The sequence below is a fragment of the Azospirillum sp. genome, from assembly GCF_035628975.1.
GTDB lineage: Bacteria > Pseudomonadota > Alphaproteobacteria > Azospirillales > Azospirillaceae > Azospirillum.
Map to the genome: position 1 here is coordinate 1 of NZ_DASPIS010000026.1, position 17,275 is coordinate 17,275.

The 17,275-nt window shown below is 67.9% G+C and carries 12 protein-coding genes; 6 read left to right on the forward strand and 6 right to left on the reverse strand.

Translation table 11 applies throughout. From position 1 onward, the window contains the following. Positions 1–284 precede the first annotated feature (284 nt). Genes VD964_RS05075 through mutY form a run of 4 tightly spaced genes read right to left on the reverse strand, consistent with a single transcriptional unit; the run spans position 285 to position 3,816 of the window. Positions 285–800 (reverse strand): hypothetical protein, encoded by a 516-nt coding sequence (locus VD964_RS05075; protein ID WP_324866212.1) that lies wholly within the window; start codon positions 798–800, stop codon positions 285–287. 28 nt (positions 801–828) lie between these two features. Next, positions 829–1,968, reverse strand: a complete 1,140-nt coding sequence (locus VD964_RS05080) for an FAD-dependent oxidoreductase (RefSeq protein ID WP_324866214.1) — start codon at positions 1,966–1,968, stop codon at positions 829–831. Positions 1,969–1,999: 31 nt separating this feature from the next. Continuing rightward, positions 2,000–2,698 (reverse strand): DUF1194 domain-containing protein, encoded by a 699-nt coding sequence (locus VD964_RS05085; RefSeq protein WP_324866276.1) that lies wholly within the window; start codon positions 2,696–2,698, stop codon positions 2,000–2,002. Between the two features lie 59 nt (positions 2,699–2,757). After that, complete coding sequence (gene mutY / locus VD964_RS05090) at positions 2,758–3,816, reverse strand: A/G-specific adenine glycosylase (protein WP_324866216.1); 1,059 nt, start codon at positions 3,814–3,816, stop codon at positions 2,758–2,760. A gap of 160 nt (positions 3,817–3,976) precedes the next feature. Between mutY and VD964_RS05095 the strand changes: the two genes are divergently transcribed. The 3 genes from VD964_RS05095 (at position 3,977) to smc (ending at position 8,872) form a co-directional block, all read left to right on the forward strand. Further along, the gene (locus VD964_RS05095; protein WP_324866218.1) at positions 3,977–4,450 is read left to right on the forward strand and encodes a DUF721 domain-containing protein; all 474 of its coding nucleotides are present in this window, start codon (positions 3,977–3,979) and stop codon (positions 4,448–4,450) included. A 66-nt stretch (positions 4,451–4,516) separates the two neighbouring features. Then, positions 4,517–5,164 (forward strand): DsbA family protein, encoded by a 648-nt coding sequence (locus tag VD964_RS05100; RefSeq protein WP_324866220.1) that lies wholly within the window; start codon positions 4,517–4,519, stop codon positions 5,162–5,164. A gap of 246 nt (positions 5,165–5,410) precedes the next feature. Further along, positions 5,411–8,872, forward strand: a complete 3,462-nt coding sequence (smc, locus tag VD964_RS05105) for a chromosome segregation protein SMC (RefSeq protein ID WP_324866222.1) — start codon at positions 5,411–5,413, stop codon at positions 8,870–8,872. A gap of 191 nt (positions 8,873–9,063) precedes the next feature. Here the strand turns inward: smc and VD964_RS05110 are convergent, their stop codons facing one another. Beyond that, complete coding sequence (locus VD964_RS05110; protein WP_324866224.1) at positions 9,064–10,116, reverse strand: hypothetical protein; 1,053 nt, start codon at positions 10,114–10,116, stop codon at positions 9,064–9,066. A gap of 69 nt (positions 10,117–10,185) precedes the next feature. Next, on the reverse strand, positions 10,186–11,466 hold the full coding sequence (locus tag VD964_RS05115; protein ID WP_324866227.1) for an FAD-binding oxidoreductase: 1,281 nt from the start codon (positions 11,464–11,466) through the stop codon (positions 10,186–10,188). A gap of 168 nt (positions 11,467–11,634) precedes the next feature. On the opposite strand from VD964_RS05115, the gene VD964_RS05120 reads away from it, so the two are divergent. The 3 genes from VD964_RS05120 to VD964_RS05130 all read left to right on the forward strand — a co-directional run bounded on the left by VD964_RS05120 (position 11,635) and on the right by VD964_RS05130 (position 16,921). Further along, positions 11,635–12,978, forward strand: coding sequence for a glutamine synthetase family protein (locus VD964_RS05120; protein ID WP_324866228.1), 1,344 nt, complete (start codon positions 11,635–11,637; stop codon positions 12,976–12,978). A gap of 622 nt (positions 12,979–13,600) precedes the next feature. Continuing rightward, on the forward strand, positions 13,601–16,504 hold the full coding sequence (locus tag VD964_RS05125) for a UbiA family prenyltransferase (protein ID WP_324866230.1): 2,904 nt from the start codon (positions 13,601–13,603) through the stop codon (positions 16,502–16,504). 42 nt (positions 16,505–16,546) lie between these two features. After that, positions 16,547–16,921: an EamA family transporter gene (locus tag VD964_RS05130; RefSeq protein ID WP_324866233.1), complete on the forward strand. Its 375-nt coding sequence runs from the start codon at positions 16,547–16,549 to the stop codon at positions 16,919–16,921. Positions 16,922–17,275 lie beyond the last annotated feature (354 nt).

The window sequence follows — 17,275 nt, forward strand, 5'->3', positions numbered from 1 at the left end:
GCCGCGCGCGCGGACGACGATGTCGCCGGCCGACTTGCCCTTGAAGTCCTGAGCGAGCGACGGGGAAGCGATGGCGACAAGGGCCGAGGTCGCCAGCAGGGCGGCGGCGGCGCGCGACAGGATGGTCATGGGGTCTGCTCCAGGCAATGCGTTGTTGCTGTTCTGTGGCATCAGCCGATGGAGCTATTACCAGACACCGTGTGCGGGTACTAGGGGGCTACAACCCTTCCTCTCCTTATGCAGCAGCTATGCAACAGTGACGAGTTGTCGCATGGACAAGAAAATCAAGGGGTTGGTTTGATCGTTCGCTGCGGAACCAGCGCCATGCAGTTCTGGACGATGGCATAGCATTGGCCAAGTCGTGCCGACCCGCCTGATGCGCCACCATACACCACGCGCTCGACCACGCCGTTTCTCAAACTGAAGGTTGCTTCACAGTCGAAGCTGTTGACTTCATAACCATATGCCGGCCAGCCGTAGCCATAGCCGTAATGGGGCCATCCCCAGCCGCCGTAATAGCCGATGGGCGGCGGGCTGGGGTAGGAGACCAGGCGTGAACTGCGGTAGGTGAAGAACTCGCGATTTTCGACCGCGGCCTGACGTTCCGGCACGCCGGCGCAGGACAGCAGGGTTTCCTTCGGCAGGCCGATCAGGGCGGTCTGCGCCACCAGCGCCTCGTCCGCCGCCGGGCTGGCGCAGCCGGCCAAGGCCCCGGCGACGCACAACGCCGCCACGGCCGGAAGCCGACGGGCCGGCCCGCTTTCCACCATCAGACTCCCGAACATCCGACGCACAGCCATCGCACGCCTCCCCATATCCTGCAGTCGTTTACCGCAGCCGGGCCGGCGACAGGTCGGACTCGGCGACACCCAACGCCCGGACATCCTCCGGCAGGCCTCGTCCGGTGGCGAGCCCGGCCGCCACCCGGCCCATGGCCGGCGCGGTCTGGATGCCGTAGCCGCCCTGGCCGGCCAGCCAGAAGAACCCCTCCGCATCGGGCGCGAACCCCACGACCGGCACCTTGTCCGCCACGAAGCTGCGCAGCCCCGCCCAGCGGTGGGCCAATCTCCGAACGGAGAATCGCGACGCTTGTTCCAGCCGGTCCACCGTCTCCGCCACGTCGATGTCCTCGGGCTGCACGTCGCAGGGCTCCACCGGCGTCTGGTCGGCGGGCGAGGCCAGCAGGCGGCCGGCATCGGGCTTGACGTAGAAGGACTCGGCCACGTCCGACACCATCGGCCATCCGTCCAGCCCCGCCTTGTCGGCCGGGTCCTCGAAAACAGGATCGAAGGTGATGGCCGTGCGCCGCTTCGGCACCAGCCCGACCGTGGCGACTCCGGCCAGCCTCGCCAATTCGTCGGCCCAGGCCCCGGCGGCGTTCACCACCACCGGTGCCGCGAAGCTGCCGGCGCTCGTCTCCACCGCCCACAGGCCGTCGCGGCGAGCGAGCGCTCGCACTTCGGCATCGGTCACCACCCGGCCGCCGCGCGCCTTCAGTCCGCGCAGGAAGCCGTGATGCAGGGCATGGACGTCGATGTCGCGGGCATCGGGTTCCCACACGCCGCCGGCCACATAATCCGGACGCAGGAAGGGTGCCCGGGCCAGAACCCGGTCACGGTCGTAACGCTCGACCGACGGCGTCAGGCGGCGGCCCTGTTCATATTCCGCATCCAACCGGTCGATCTCATGGTCGCGGCCGATGATCAGCACGCCGCGGGGCGTCAGCATTTCGTGTTCGGCGAATCCCGAGGGCGGGCTGGTGTAGAAATCCCAGCTCGCCACCGTCAGGGCGCGGATCGGCGCCGGGCCGTAGGTCTGGGTATAGAGCGCCGCGGACCGGCCGGTGGAGTGATAGCCCGGCTGCGATTCGCGCTCCAGCACCAGCACCCGGCCATGCTCGGCCAGCTCATAGGCCGCCGACGCACCGGCGATGCCGGCCCCGACCACCAGGAAATCGACGCTTTCCAACTGTCCCGCTCCTCAGAGTCTTATCGGCCGCCTATTGGCTGGCGGCGCTTTGTGGTGGCATGTGATCGGGCAGGGCGACCATTTCAAGGATCAGCTTCTGCCGCAGTGCGGCGACGAAGCTGTCCTTGTCCATGGCGCTTTTCACGAAGCTTCCCGGACCGCCGATCACGCTCTCCTCGAAATACTCCTCCAGCCAGGAGAATTCGTCGAGGATGGCGAGGCCGTTGACGATGATTCCGCGCTTGGTCACCCGGTCGCGGGCCTCGGCCGGCTCGATCCCGCCGTTGGAAAAGCCGTTGGAGACCAGATCGATCACCTGCCGCGGCGCCTTGCCGCCGCGGTCGAACAGCTTCGCCGCCTCCAGGATGGCGCTGCCGATGGCCGTCGAGTCGCCCTGGAAGCCGCGGGGCAGGGCGTCGATGCGGTCCGCGAAGCGCCCGGCATCCTCCGGAGTGGTCAGGGCCGTCCAGGGGATCAGCACCTTCAGGCTGTTCGGCCCCGAATAGGCGGCCAGCGTCACCCGCGTCCTGGCCGACGCCAGCGCATCCGCCACCGCCGGGTCGCGGAAGGCGGAGGCATGGCCCTGCAGTTGGAATTCCAGATCGCCGGTCGTGATGGAGGCCGACCCGTCGAGCGCCAGCACCAGCGCCACGCCCGCCTGTCCTTCCTTGGTGGGCGCGTCCGCCTGCGCAACTCCGGTCAGGGCCAGCAGAACGAATAGAAGGGTCATCACGGCACGCGGCATTCCCATCGGCACTCCATCACGCAATCGGCTGAGCGGCCGGCCCGTCACGCATTGGCAAGCGCGTGACGCACCACCTTCACCATCACCGACGGCAACGCCTGATCGCCCAGGCGGTCCACCGGCACCCAATTCCCGTCGGCCCGCTGCCAGTCCGGACCGGCCTGGGCTGCGACCACCTCAAGCTCAAGGTGAAAATGGGTGAATGTATGGCGGACCAGTCCCGGCAGCCGGCGCCAGCGCGCGGGCAGGGGCTGTTGCGCCGCGACCGCGGCCTCTCCGGGCAGTTCCGGCCCCCAGGCGGTCGACGGCACCTCCGCCATGCCCCCCAGCAGCCCTTCCTCCGCCCGGCGGCGCAGCAGGACGGCGCCGTCGGGGTTCAGCAGCCAATAGGCGACGCCGCGCCGGGTCGGCTTTTCGCCCTTGGCGGCCTTGCGCGGCAGGCTTTCGGCGATGCCGGCGGCGCGCGCCTCGCAATACTCCGCCAAGGGGCACAGCATGCATTTCGGCTTGCGCGGGGTGCAGATGGTGGCGCCCAGGTCCATCATCGCCTGGGCATAGTCGCCGGGGCGGAAATCCGGCGTCAGGGTGGCGGCCAGCCGCCGCAGGGTCGGCTTGGCGTTGGGCAGCGGCTCCTCCACCGCGAAGATGCGGGCGATCACCCGCTCGACATTGCCATCCACCACGGTGGCCTTGCGGTCGAAGGCGATGGAGGTGATGGCGGCGGCGGTATAGGCGCCGATGCCCGGCAGTTCCAGCAGAGCCGCCTCGTTGCCCGGAAATCGCCCGCCATGCCCGTCCGCCACGACGCGGGCGCATTTGTGCAGGTTGCGGGCGCGCGCGTAGTAGCCGAGCCCGGCCCAGGCCACCAGCACGTCGTCCAGCGGCGCGTCGGCCAGATCGCGCACGGTCGGCCAGCGTTCGGTGAAGCTGCGGAAATAAGGGGCGGCGGCAGGCACGGTGGTCTGCTGCAGCATGATTTCCGACAGCCAGACCCGGTAGGGATCGGCGGTCTCCCCCGGCTTGGCGCGCCATGGCAGGTCGCGGCGGTGGCGGTCGTACCAGGACAGCAGCCGCCGGGCGGCCTCGATCGAATTTGGAATCATGATGGGAAGAAATAGAGGGCCGGGAGCGTCTGGGGAAGGGAGCTGGCCATATCCACGGCCGGATGCTGGGCATCGGCCCACGCTTGCGCTAGGGTGCCGCCATCCCACATGACCCGGAACCGGTTCCCGGACCGGAGCCGCACAGGAGTGATCGCAGAGCATGAGCGGACCGCGTCGCATCGGCCAATCCGTTCCGGAGGTCGCCGGCAAGGTGCTGGGCAAGCGCGGACTTGCCTTCGGCGCGCTGATCACCGACTGGCCGTCCATCGTCGGTCACCAGCTGTCGCTGCGCACCGCCCCCGACAAGCTCAGTTTCCCCCGCGGCAAGCGCGAGGAGGCGACGCTTCACATCCGCGCCATGGGCGCCATCGCGCTGGAGCTGCAGCATTTGGAACCGCAGATCATCGAGCGCATCAACAGCTTCTTCGGCTATCGCGCCGTGGCGAAGATCAAGCTGATCCACGCAGCGCTGCCGTCCACCCCCTCGCCGGTGGTGCGCCCCCGCGCCCTGACGATGGACGAGGAGATCGGCATCACCACCACCACCGCCGCGATCGAGGACGAGGAACTGCGCGCCACCCTGGAACGCTTCGGCCGTTCGCTGATGGGCCGGCCGAAACGCGCCGCGCGATAGCCGGCTTGCTGGACGCATCGGTACGTCATTGTCTATACGTCAACATCTGGTAGGAACGAGGGCAAAGTGAACCGCAAAATTTTGGGAATCGCCGGTCTTCTGGCCATCGGCTTCACCGCCGCGTTCGGCACCGCCATGACCGCGGCGTCCACGGCCGCACAGGCCGCGGCCACCCTGCCGCCGGTCTCGGAGATGATGGCCGAGCGCGTGTTGGGCGACCCGAAGGCGCCGGTGACGATCCTGGACTATTCGTCGATGACCTGCTCGCACTGCGCCAATTTCCACGTCAACGTGCTGCCGAAGATCAAGGAAGCCTATATCGACACCGGCAAGGCCAAGCTGGTCTTCCGCGACTTCCCCTTCGATCAGGCCGCGCTCAGCGCCGCCATGCTGGCCCACTGCGCCCCGCCCGAGCGGTATTTCCCGCTGACCGACGTCCTGTTCAAGAGCCAGCCGAACTGGAGCCGCTCCTCCGACCCGGGCAAGGCGCTGGCGCAGTACGGCAAGCTGGCCGGCATGACCCAGGAGACCATCGACGCCTGCCTCGCCAACAAGGAACTGGCCGACGCCATCCTGAACACCCGTCTGACCGGCCAGAACCAGTTCAAGATCGAGGCAACCCCCACCTTCATCCTCAACGACGGCAAGGCCCGCATCGAAGGCGCCCAGTCATTCGAGGAGTTCTCGAAGGAAATCGACAAGCTGTTGAAGTAAGGCTGTCGGGGTTCGAAGCCATATTGCCCCCTCCCTAACCCTCCCCCGCCTTTGGCGGTGGAGGGGACTGCCGCCGCTTCGCATAAGGCACCCTCTCCCGCGAAGCTCTCGCACAAAGCTCTGCTTTGTGCTGACGCGACAGGCGGACCTTTGGTCCGCTGAGAGCGGGGGAGGGTCGGGGAGGGGGCAACCGCCATCCACACCCCGCACCCCCTCAAAGCCCAGTACACCGAAGGTTCTTCCCCAGTGCAGTTCACGCGTCTCCGCCTGTCGGGTTTCAAGTCTTTCGTCGATGCCACGGAACTGGTCATCGAACCCGGCATGACCGGGATCGTCGGCCCCAACGGCTGCGGCAAGTCCAATCTGGTGGAGGCGCTGCGCTGGGTGATGGGCGAGACGTCGGCCAAGCGCATGCGCGGTGGCGACATGGACGACGTCATCTTCGGCGGCACCTCCAGCCGGCCGGCCCGGAATCTGGGCGAGGTGACGCTGGCGGTGGACAACCGGTCGCGCACCGCGCCCGCCGGCTTCAACGAGCATGACGAGCTGGAGATCACCCGGCGGATCGAGCGCGGCTCCGGTTCCGACTACCGCATCAACGGCAAGCTGGTGCGGGCGCGCGATGTCCAGCTGCTGTTCGCCGACAACGCCTCGGGTGCCGCGTCGCCGGCCCTGGTCAGCCAGGGCAAGGTCGCGCAGATCATCTCCGCCAAGCCGCAGGACCGCCGCGCCCTGCTGGAGGAGGCCGCCGGCATCACCGGCCTGCATTCCCGCCGGCACGAGGCCGAACTGCGGCTGAAGGCGGCGGAAGGCAACCTGACCCGTCTCGACGACGTGATCGGGGCGATGGACACCCAGCTGCAAAGCCTGAAGAAGCAGGCGCGGCAGGCATCCCGCTACCGCAACCTGTCCGACCAGATCCGCAAGGCGGAAGCCGTGCTGTGGCACCTGCGCTGGATCGCCGCCCAGGAGGAGCGCGCCCGCGCCCATGCCGCCTTCGCCGCAGCCGAGGCCGCGGTGCGCGACCGCATGCTCTCCGTCAACCAGCTGACCGCCCGCCGGACGGAAGCCGCCGCCGGCCTGCCGGAGAAACGACAGGACGAGGCGCGCGCGGCATCCGCCCTGCAACGGCTGGTGATCGCCCGCGAACAGCTGGACGCCGAGGAAAAGCGCGTCGCCGACCATCAGCGCGCCTTGGAGGCCCGGTTGCGCCAGATCGCCGGCGATCTCGGCCGTGAGGAGGCTCTGGCCGCGGATGCCGGGGAGGCGCTGGCCCGGCTGATGGCCGAACGCGACCGCCTGATCGCCGCACAATCCGACGAGGAGATGTTGGAGGAAGCCGCGGCGGAAGCTCTGGCCGAGGCGCGCGAGCAGGTCGATGCCCTCGACCGCGAACTGTCCCGCCTGACCGAATCGGTCGCCACCGACGAGGCCCGCCGCGCCGCCACGCAGCGTCAGGCCGCCGAGTTGGAAACCCGCGCCGCCGGACTCGCCAAGCGGCTGGCCGAGCAGCAGGCCCAGCGGGCCGCCTTGGAGGTGGAGATCGCCGCCCGCGCCGACCTGTCGGACGCCGAACTGGCGGTGGAACTCGCCGAACAGCGGCTGGAGCAGGCCCGCGAAGCCGCCGAGGCTGCTGAACAGGCGAAGGCAGAGGCCGAACCGGCCCAATCCCGCGCCCGTGAGGCACTGTCCGCCGCCGAGTCCGCTTTTGCCAAGCTGCGTGCCGAGGAACGCGCGCTGGCCGAATTGCTGGAGGCCGGAGCCGGCGGGCCCTTCCCGCCGCTGGTCGATGCGGTGGCGGTGTCGCCCGGCTATGAGGGGGCACTGGCCGCCGCGCTCGGCGATGCGCTGACCGCTCCGCTGGACGAGGAAGCGCCGGTGCATTGGCGCACGCTGCCGGCCTATGATTCGGTGGCGCCGCTGCCGGATGGGGTGGAGCCGCTGTCGAGCCGTGTGGAGGGGCCGCGGGCCGCCGCCCGCGCCCTTGCCCATGTCGGAGTGGTCGACGATGCCGCCGTTGCCGGGGGCTTGGCCGCGACGCTGGCGCCGGGTCAGGTGCTGGTCAGCCGTGACGGCGGCGCGTGGCGCTGGGACGGTCTGACCGTTCAGGCCGGCGCGCCGACCGCCGCGGCCGTTCGCCTGAAACAGCGCAACCGGTTGGCCGAACTGCGCGGCGAACTGGAACTTGCCGAGGAACGGGTCGAACTGGCGCGCGAGACTCTGGACGCCGCGAAACTGGCGGTCGAAGAGGCGGCTCGGGCCGACCGCCTTGCCCGCGATGCCGTCCGCGAAGGCTTCGCCGCGCTGAATGTCGCCCGCGACCGCCACGCCAAGCTGGCGCGCGAGGCCGATGCCGCATCCTCGCGCCTTGCGGCATTGGTTGAGGCCGTCGAGCGGCTCTCCGCCGACGAGCGCGAGGCTGCCGCCCGCCGCGACGAAGCGCTGGAATTGCTGGAGTCGCTGCCGGATCCGCGCGAGGGGCGTGAGCGGGTGAACGACCAGCGCGCCGCACTGGCCGAACGCCGCGCCGTGCTGGCCGAGCGGCAGAATGCGGTCGACCGCCTGACGCGCGAGGCGCAGGCCCGACGCCAGCGCTTGGACGCCATTCAGGCCGAAACCACGTCGTGGGACACCCGCTCCGCCGGGGCCGGGGGACGGGTGGCGGAGTTGCGCCAGCGCGCGGAGGAGGCCGAAGGCGAACTCGCACAGTTGTCCGAACGACCGGCGGCGATCGCAGCGGAACGCCTGGATTTGCTCGACCGCGTCACCATGGCGGAGCGCGAGCGCAAGCGCGCCGCCGATTGGTTGGCCGAGGCCGAGTCCCGGCTGGCGGAGACCGAACAGGCGCTGCACGATGCCGAGGAGGCACTGGCCGATGGCCGCGAGGCGCGCGCCCGTGCCGAAGCCGCGGTGTCCGCCGCTCTCCAGCAGGAACGCACCCTGACGGAGCGCATCGCCGAACGGTTGGACTGCCGGCCGGAGGACACCCGCGCCGCCGCCGACCTCGACCCCGCCGAACCGATGCCCGATGCGGCGGCGGTGGAAGCCCGGCTCGACAAGCTGACGCGCGAACGCGAGAACATGGGGCCGGTCAATCTGCGCGCGGAGATCGAAGCGGAGGAACTGGAAACCCAGATCGCCGGACTGCATGGCGAGCGCGAGGACCTGACCGCCGCCATCGCCCGCCTGCGCCAGGGCATTTCCAGCCTGAACCGCGAGGCCCGTGAACGGCTGGTCGCCAGCTTCGACGTGGTGAACCGCGACTTCCAGGAGCTGTTCACCCGCCTGTTCGGCGGCGGCAAGGCTTATCTGGAACTGGTCAATGCCGAGGACCCGCTGAACGCCGGCCTGGAGATCTACGCCAGCCCGCCGGGCAAGAAGCTGCAGGTGCTCTCGCTGCTGTCGGGCGGGGAGCAGGCCTTGACCGCGCTGTCGCTGCTGTTCGCCGTCTTCCGGTCGAATCCGGCGCCGATCTGCGTTCTGGACGAGGTCGACGCCCCGCTGGACGAGGCGAATGTCGGGCGCTTCTGCGATCTGGTGGAGGACATCGCGCGGCAGGGCGACACCCGCTTCCTCATCATCACCCACCACCGCCTGACCATGGCGCGCGTCGACCGTCTGTTCGGCGTGACCATGGTGGAGCGAGGGGTGTCGCAACTGGTGAGTGTGGATCTGAGCCGGGCGGAGGAATTGCGGGGGGTGGCTTGAGGGATGCGAGGTGCTGTTGCCCCCTCCCTAACCCTCCCCCGCCAACGCGGGAGAGGGGACTGCCGCCGCTCCTTTGCATCACTTCTGCAAGCCTCCTGCCCCCTCTCCCGCGATCGGACCGGCCTTCGGCCGGCCGAGGGCGGGGGAGGGATGGGGAGGGGGCATCCGGTAGCCAGCACTCCCCCAAACCCTCATCCCCCCCGCTTCCACACCGTCGTCTCGATGTACCGGCTCGCCAGGAACCGGTAGGTCTGCTTCTGCAGCGCCTCCACTTTCGGCGAGCGTTCCATCGTGACCTCGTCCCAGCCCTGCAGCAGTTCCTCCCATTCCAGCAGCTTGGCGCGCAGGTCGTCGCGAATCTTGCGGATGAACTGGATGGTAGGGTGGAAGTTGCGCAACGCGCCGACGATGTCGCCGGTCTGGGCGTCGGCCTGGTCGAAGATCAGATCGTATTCGCGCAAGGGCTTGCGGATCAGCCCCTGCATCCGGTTCAGCTCGCTGCAGAAGGTGCGATCGGTGCGGTAGATGGTGGCGAGCTTCGCCATCGCTTGGTCGATGCGGCGGATGTGCTTGAAGCGGTCGCGCAGGGCCTCGATGTAGGACAACTCCTGCGCCAAATCGTCGATGCGGTCGGTCAGGTATTGTTCGGCATTGTTGGTCAGCTTCAGCCGCTCCGCGATCTTGGCGAAGGCCGCCTTCATTTTCTCGTGTGTCTGCGGATCATCCAACAACTGTTCCAGTTCCGACTGGTCGGAAACGATGATCTCGTTGCCGGTGAAGGACGAGACGATCTGCATGGTCAGTCGGCCCTTGGCGATGATGCGGTGCTTGTCCTCCACCGACCAGGACGCGCGGCCGTCCAGCAACTCGCCCGGGATTTCCTCGCCGGGGCGGATCTGCTTCACGAAGGCCAGTCCCTGTTCGATGATTTCCAGCAGGCGGGCGTCGTGCGTGCCCTCCTCGATCTGGAAGGATTCCATCAGGGTGGGGAAGGCCAGCGCCGCCTTCAGGTCGCCAAGCAGGATGTTCAGCACCGGTTCCTTGCTGTTCGGCTCCTGGCAGAAGAAGGCGCCGGGCAGGCTGAACACCTTGTGCTGGAAGTCGAAATGCGTGTCCCGCATCGGCTGGACCAGCACATTCTCCTGCGCAGCCTTTTCGGCGACCGCAGCGTCCGGGGCGGCATCCGCGGCCGGGGCGGTCTCCGGAGAGGGGGTGGTCTCGTCGCTGCTGGAGGTGTCGGTCATGGGCGGGGGCGGTACTCGGCAGTATGAAGGGGCGGGGGAGGGGGGAAGACTGCGGATTGCTTCCCCAGCCTACAGCAGATCGCGCAGACGGAACCACATCATTGCGAGGACCAGCGCCGGGGTGCGGAACCGCCGACCGCCGGGGAAGGGCGTGTGGGGAATGCGGGCGAACACGTCGAAGCGCCCGGCGTTGCCGCCGACCGCCTCCGCCATCACCCGCCCGGCCATGCCGGCCAGCGCCACGCCATGCCCGGAATAGCCGTGGGCGTAGAGCGTGGTGGGCGACAGCCGGCCCAGATGCGGCATGCGGTTCATGGTGATGGCGACCCGCCCGCCCCAGAAGTAATCGATGCGGGCGTCCTTCAACTCCGGATAGATCGCCAGCATCTTCAGCCGCATCGCCTGCTTCAGCCCCGGCGCGTCCACCCCGGAATAGCTGACGCCGCCGCCGAACAGCAGCCGGTGGTCGGCGGACCGCCGGAAATAGTTCAGCGAGAACTTCATGTCCGATACCGCGATGTTCGTCGGCAATAGAGCGAGCGCTCGCTCCTCGCCCAGCGGTTCGGTGGCGATCATGTAGGTCGCGACCGGCATGATGGTGCGGTCCAGCGTCGGCACCAGTCCGCCGAGATAGGCATTGCCGGCCAGGATCAGGTGCTTCGCCGTCACCCGCCCGCGTCCGGTACTCACCCAGGGCTTGGACCCGCTGTCCATGGCGATGGCGCGGCTGTTCTCAAAGATGCGCACCCCGGCGGTATCGGCGGCACGGGCGAGGCCGAGCGCGTAGTTCAGCGGGTGCAGATGGCCGCTGCCCTCGTCCAGCAACCCGCCGATATAGGCTTCGCTGCCGACATGTTCGCGGATGCCGGCGCCGTCCAGCCTCCGCACCCGGTCATAGCCGTAGCCGTCGCGCATCTCGCGCTCCAGCGCGGCCACGTCCTGCATGTGGCGGGGCTTCAGCGCGGCATAGGCGAAGCCCCAGGTCAGGTCGCAAGCGATGGCGTGGCGCTCCACCCGCTGGGCCAGCTGGGCCTTCGCCTCCTCCCCGAACTCCCACAGGCGGCGGGCATCCTCCTTGCCGACCCAGCTTTCGATGGTCGCCATCGGCTTGTTGTAGCCGGTGATGATCTGCCCGCCGTTGCGGCCCGAAGCGCCCCAGCCGCAGCGCTCCGCCTCCAGCAGCACCACGTCGAAGCCGCGTTCAGCCAGTTCCAGCGCCGCGGTCAGGCCGGTATAGCCGCCGCCGACGATGCAGACGTCGCAGGCGACCTCTCCTTCCAGGATCGGGCGGTCGGCTCGGGGAGCGGCGGAGGCCGCGTACCAGCTGTTCAGGTATGAGGCTTTTGGCATGGCGGCAGTTAAGTCCCAGCCGATGGGGGAGGTCAACGGAAAGGCGGATGTTTCACCGAACGGTCATGCTGAACCCTCTGGCGCGGCCCGCCGGAACGGCGTCATAGTGTCGCTGTCGTCCACAGCACGGAGGGGGCTGCCCATCGCCCGGAGCGGTCCGCCATACCCATGGGTTTTATGGAAGACTTCATCAAGAAGAACCGCATTACCGAAGTCGAATGCCTGGTGCCCGACATGTCGGGCATCGCGCGGGGAAAGATCGTTCCCGCCGAGAAGTTCCTCCGCATCCTGCGCGACCGCGGCCTGCGCCTGCCAGAGGCGATCTTCGTCCAGACCGTGACCGGTGAATTTCCCGACGACGAGGACATCACGTCGGACGAGAATTCCGACATCTACATGATCCCGGACGAACGCACGATCCGCTTCGTCCCCTGGTACAACGAGCCGACGGCGCAGGTGATCACCGATTGCGTCTATGCCGACGGCCGCCCGGTCGACGTCTCGCCCCGCCATGTTCTGAAGCGCGTCCTGGCGCTGTACGAGGAACGCGGCTGGAAGCCGATGGTGGCGCCGGAACTGGAGTTCTTCCTGGTTCAGGTCAACAAGGATCCCGATTATCCGCTGGTGCCGCCGGTGGGTCGCAACGGCCGGATGGAAAGCGGCCGGCAGGCCTTCGGCATCGACGCCGTCAACGAATTCGATCCGATCTTCGAGGCGGTCTACGATTTCTGCGAAAAGCAGGACATCGACATCGACACGCTGACCCACGAGGCCGGCGCCGCCCAGATCGAGATCAACTTCAACCACGGCGACGCTCTGGAACTGGCCGACCAGGCTTTCCTTTTCAAGCGCACGGCGCGCGAGGCGGCGATCCGCCACCAGATCTATGCCACCTTCATGGCCAAGCCGATGCAGGGCGAACCCGGCAGCGCCATGCACATCCACCAATCGGTGGTGGACGCCGACAGCGGCCGCAACCTGTTCTCCAACCCCGATGGCACCGACAGCGACCTGTTCATGTCGCATGTCGCCGGGCTGCAGAAATACCTGCCCTATGTGATGCCGCTGCTGGCGCCCAACGTCAACAGCTACCGCCGGCTGGTCCCGAACTCCGATGCGCCGATCAACGTGCATTGGGGCCGCGACAACCGCACCACCGGCCTGCGCGTGCCGGTGTCGCAGCCCGACGCCCGCCGGGTGGAGAACCGGGTGGCCGGCGCCGACGCCAACCCCTATCTCGCCATCGCCGCGTCGCTCGCCTGCGGCTATATCGGGATGACCCAGGGGCTGGAGCCGAACGACCCGATCAAGGGGTCCGCCTATCGCCTCGCCTTCACCCTGCCGCGCCACCAGTCGGAGGCGCTGACCAAGTTCAACGCCTGCAAGCCGTTGAAGGAAATCCTCGGCGAACGCTTCATCGACGCCGTCACCTGCGTGAAGGAGGCGGAGTACGAGGCCTACAACCGCGTCATCAGCTCGTGGGAACGCGAGAACCTGCTGCTGAACGTCTGATCCGAACCTATCGGTAGACAACAGGGGCGGCCGGCGGGGTTCCCGCGGGCCGCCCCTCTACGTATCCGGAACCCGTTTCCTGCGCATCTCCGCGCTGGCCAAGGCCGACCGCCGTCTGCCGCTTCGCGCCGGCCAATTCTCCTTTCGTGAGCTCATCCACCCGGATTTTCCCGACATCCGGCGGAACGCTCCACCCTGCGGGCGCATCCCGGCCCATCCCGGCCCAAGTCTTAACCCGGCGGGGAGGCATTCCCACCCCGTCCAGGCGCCTGGGGCCGCGGCTTTCCACGTCCGCGCTGCCCGGTCGTGGGCAGAAAGCAGAAAAACGCGAGGTTGCCGATATCTCGATTATGGGCGGCCGCACACGAAATCGAAGACTTTCAAAATAAAACAGTGATGTATTTTTCAACCATACCGTCGGGCTGAAAAAGGAAGTGCCGGCGCCACCCGGCAATGCCGCAGTGGCCAATTTGTTATCTCCTTTGAAAACAGTCAAGCTTTTCGACCGCATCTGCCGTGGGCATTGCGCGCCGCGTCGCCGTGGTGTGCGCCCTCTTTGCTCTGCCGGCTTGTCGAGCCGGCGGAAACGCACCGTCTCGACGCAACCGATGGATGGCCAAGTATGAGCATGCAGCCCGCGATCACATCCCTTCCAACAGGTGTCCATCGAGCCGGGCGGATCCAGCGCGTCGTCGTTCTCGCGCTGCTGTTCGTCGTGCTGACCACCGGCCTGCTCGGGCTGGCGCTTCACCGTGGCGGCCATGCCAGCAACCTGACCGACATCCAGAATCTGTTCGTGCTGGAAAATCCGGATCTGGTTCCGGTCGATTCGTGGGATCCGATGATCGCGGCGCTGAACTGGCTGCACGACCGCCCCGGCGAAAACGTCTATGAAGGCGTGTTCTTCCAGCAGCACATCAAGTTCCAGTATCCCGTGACATCGCTTCTGCCGTTGGAGGCGATGCAGGCGTTCGGCATCCTGAACCTCGCGGCGTTCGAACGCATCAACCTGATGTTCGTTCTGGCGACGGCGGCCGGCATGGCGATCCTGATGCTGGAGATGGCGGCATGGCTGCGCTTGCCTGGACTGCGCCCAGACCAACGGGACGACCGGCTGACCCAGGTGCTGCTGGGCGGGTTCGGCTTCGCCGCAACCCTGTGCTTCTATCCGGTGCTGAAGGCTTTTTCGCTGGGGCAGGTGCAGGTCTGGCTGAATGCCGCCTTCGTCTTCGCCTGCATCGCCCTGCTGCGCGACCGCCGGGCGTTGTGCGGCGCGCTGCTCGGCGCATCGACGCTGATGAAGCCGCAGATGTCGCTGTTCCTGGCTTGGGCGGTCCTGCGGGGGGACTGGCGCATGGCGGCCGGCTGGGCGGCTGTGGTGGTCCCCGGCGTGGCGGTGGCGACCCTGCTCTACGGCTTCGCGCCGATGATCGATTACCTCGACGTGCTGCTGTTCATCGGCCGCCATGGCGAGAGCTATCACGTCAACCAGACCGTCAACGGGCTGGTCAACCGCCTGCTGCACAACGGCAACAATCTGGATTGGTCGGCGGAGGCCTTCGCCCCCTACCACCCCGTGGTGCACATCGCGACCCAGCTTTCCGGCATCGCCTTCTTCGCCTTCGGCCTGCTGTGGCGCCGCCGCGACCGCGGCGCGGACCGGATCGTCGCCTTCGCCATCGCCGGCCTCTGCTTCACCACCGGGTCTCCGGTCGCCTGGGTGCATCATTACGGCATCCTTCTGCCGGCCTTCGCGCTGGCCTTCCTCATCCTGCTGGCGCCCGGCGTGAGGCGTCCTGCGGGTGCCTTCGCGCTGCTGGCGACCGCCTATTTCCTGGCCGGCAACCTGCTGTTCTGGCCGGTCAATGCGCTTGCGGCGACGCCGCTGAACATCCTGCAGTCCTACCTGTTCTTCGCCACGCTGATGCTGCTCGGCCTCGTGTGCGTGCTGACCGGCCGGCATGACCGTACCGCAACGTCCGGGCCGGGCCGGGGCGAGGCGGCCGAAGGAGGTGCCGCAGTTGCCGGTGCCTCCGCTCCCGCTCCCAACGTCGCGGCTTTGACCCCGGCTGCCGAAGCCGAGCGGCCGGCATCACCGGTCGCCGTGGAGCCCCCGCTGTTCGTCGACCTCGACGGCACGCTGCTGCGGACCGACCTGCTCTACGAATCGCTGTTCGGGTTGATCAAGGCGCGGCCCTGGACCGCGCTGCTGGTACCGGTCTGGCTGGCCGGGGGCAAGGCGCGGCTGAAGGCGGAGCTGGCCCGGCGGGTGGACATCGATCCGGCCGGTCTGGTCTATAACCAAGCCGTTCTGGAGCGGCTGCAGGCGGAGCGCGAACGCGGTCGCCGGCTGGTGCTGGCCACTGCCGCACACCACCGCTACGCCGATGCCATCGCCCGCCATCTGGGCCTGTTCGATCAGGTCCTCGCCAGCAGCGACGGCATCAACCTGAAGAGCGAGCGCAAACTGGCGGCGATCCGGGCTCAGGTGCCGTCCGGCGTCTTCGACTACATCGGCAATGACGAGGCCGACTATGCCGTCTGGCGCGCGGCCCGCCGCGGCATCGCGGTGGACGCGTCCGCCGCCGTGGTGCGCCACGCCGCGACCCTGTGCCCGATCGAGACCATCGCAACCCCGCGCCGGCCGCGCCTGCTGCTGATCCTGCGGGCGCTGCGCCTGCACCAGTGGCTGAAGAACCTTCTGGTCTTCGTGCCCCTGCTGGCCGGCCAGAAGCTGGGCGAGATCGGGCCGGCTCTGCAAGCGGTGGCGGCCTTCCTGGCCTTCGGGCTGTGCGCGTCGAGCATCTATGTGCTGAACGACCTGCTCGACCTGCCGGCCGACCGGCGCCACCCGCGCAAGTGCCGGCGGCCCTTCGCCGCGGGTGACCTGCCGCTCGACCTCGGCCTGTCGCTGATCCCCGGCCTCCTGCTGGCGAGCGTCGTCCTGTCGGTGCTGACCCTGCCGCCGCTGTTCCTGGCGGCGCTGGCGACCTATGCCGCCTCGTCGCTGTTCTACAACCTGTTCGCCAAGAACCGGGTGATCTGGGACGTGATGCTGCTGGCCGGGCTGTATTCGCTGCGCGTGCTTGGTGGCGCCACGGCGACGGCCATCGTCCCGTCCTTCTGGCTGCTGGCCTTTTCCATGTTCCTCTTCCTCAGCCTCGCGATGGTGAAGCGCTATTCGGAGATGGACAGCATGCTGAAGCTCGGGCTGGGGCAGGCGGAGGGGCGCGGCTACCTGACCGCCGACATGCCGGTCCTGCAATCCATCGGCGTTTCCGCCGGCTTCCTCTCGGTGCTGGTGATGGCGCTCTACATCAACAGTCCGGAGGTCGGACGCATCTATGATCAGCCGCAGGCGCTGTGGATCATCTGCCCGCTTCTGCTTTTCTGGATCGGGCGGGTGTGGCTGCAGACCCACCGCGGGCTGATGCACGACGACCCGGTGGTGTTTGCCGCCCGCGACAAGTGGAGCCTCGCCATCGGTCTGGTCTGCGCCGTCGTGCTCGTCTTCGGCCGGACCTGAAACAGCCGGTCCCCTGTCTTCCGCAATCCTGCCGGAGTTCCCATGCCCATCGCTGTCGTCGGATTGATCCTGCTGAGCGTTACGCTGTCCGCCATCGCTCAGATTTCCCTGAAGATCGGCATGTCCAGCCCGGCGGTGTCGACCGCCCTGGCGCAGGGGGAAGCCGGGCGGATCGCCCTGTCGGTCGTCGCCACGCCGCATGTCCTGACCGGCCTCGCCTGCTATGGGCTGGGCATGGTGGTGTGGCTGGCCGTTCTGGCGAAGGTCGAGGTCACCATGGCCTATCCCTTCGTCGGTCTGGGCTTCCTGGTCACGCTGGCGCTCGGCGTCCTGCTGCTGGGCGAAAGCATGAGCCTGACCCGCGTGATCGGCACGCTGCTGGTCGTGCTGGGCGTGGTGCTGACGGCGCAAAGCTGAGGGAGGTGGCGGGGAGGCGGCGGGCTCCATCCGCACCCGTCGAATTGCATGCCATTGTCCGGAAACGCCTTGTGTCGTCTCGTCTTTCAGTTCGGAAACAAACCGCGACAATTGTGGCATTGACCCGAAAGTTGCGAGGGATATAACTGACCGCATAGTCGCGAGCGAAAATACTGGCGTATGCAATTTCAGCGTGGGCGACCCGGTTGCCGGCCGTCAGGCCATCAAACGGGGAGAGGCTTTGCCTTGCCGGCCGCGATACCTGCAACATGGGCTTTTCGGCCCTTGGGCAGCGCGGCCGGCCGCCACCTTCCTTTCGGCATGCCCCAACTCCGCAGGCGTCAGTCGCAGGCA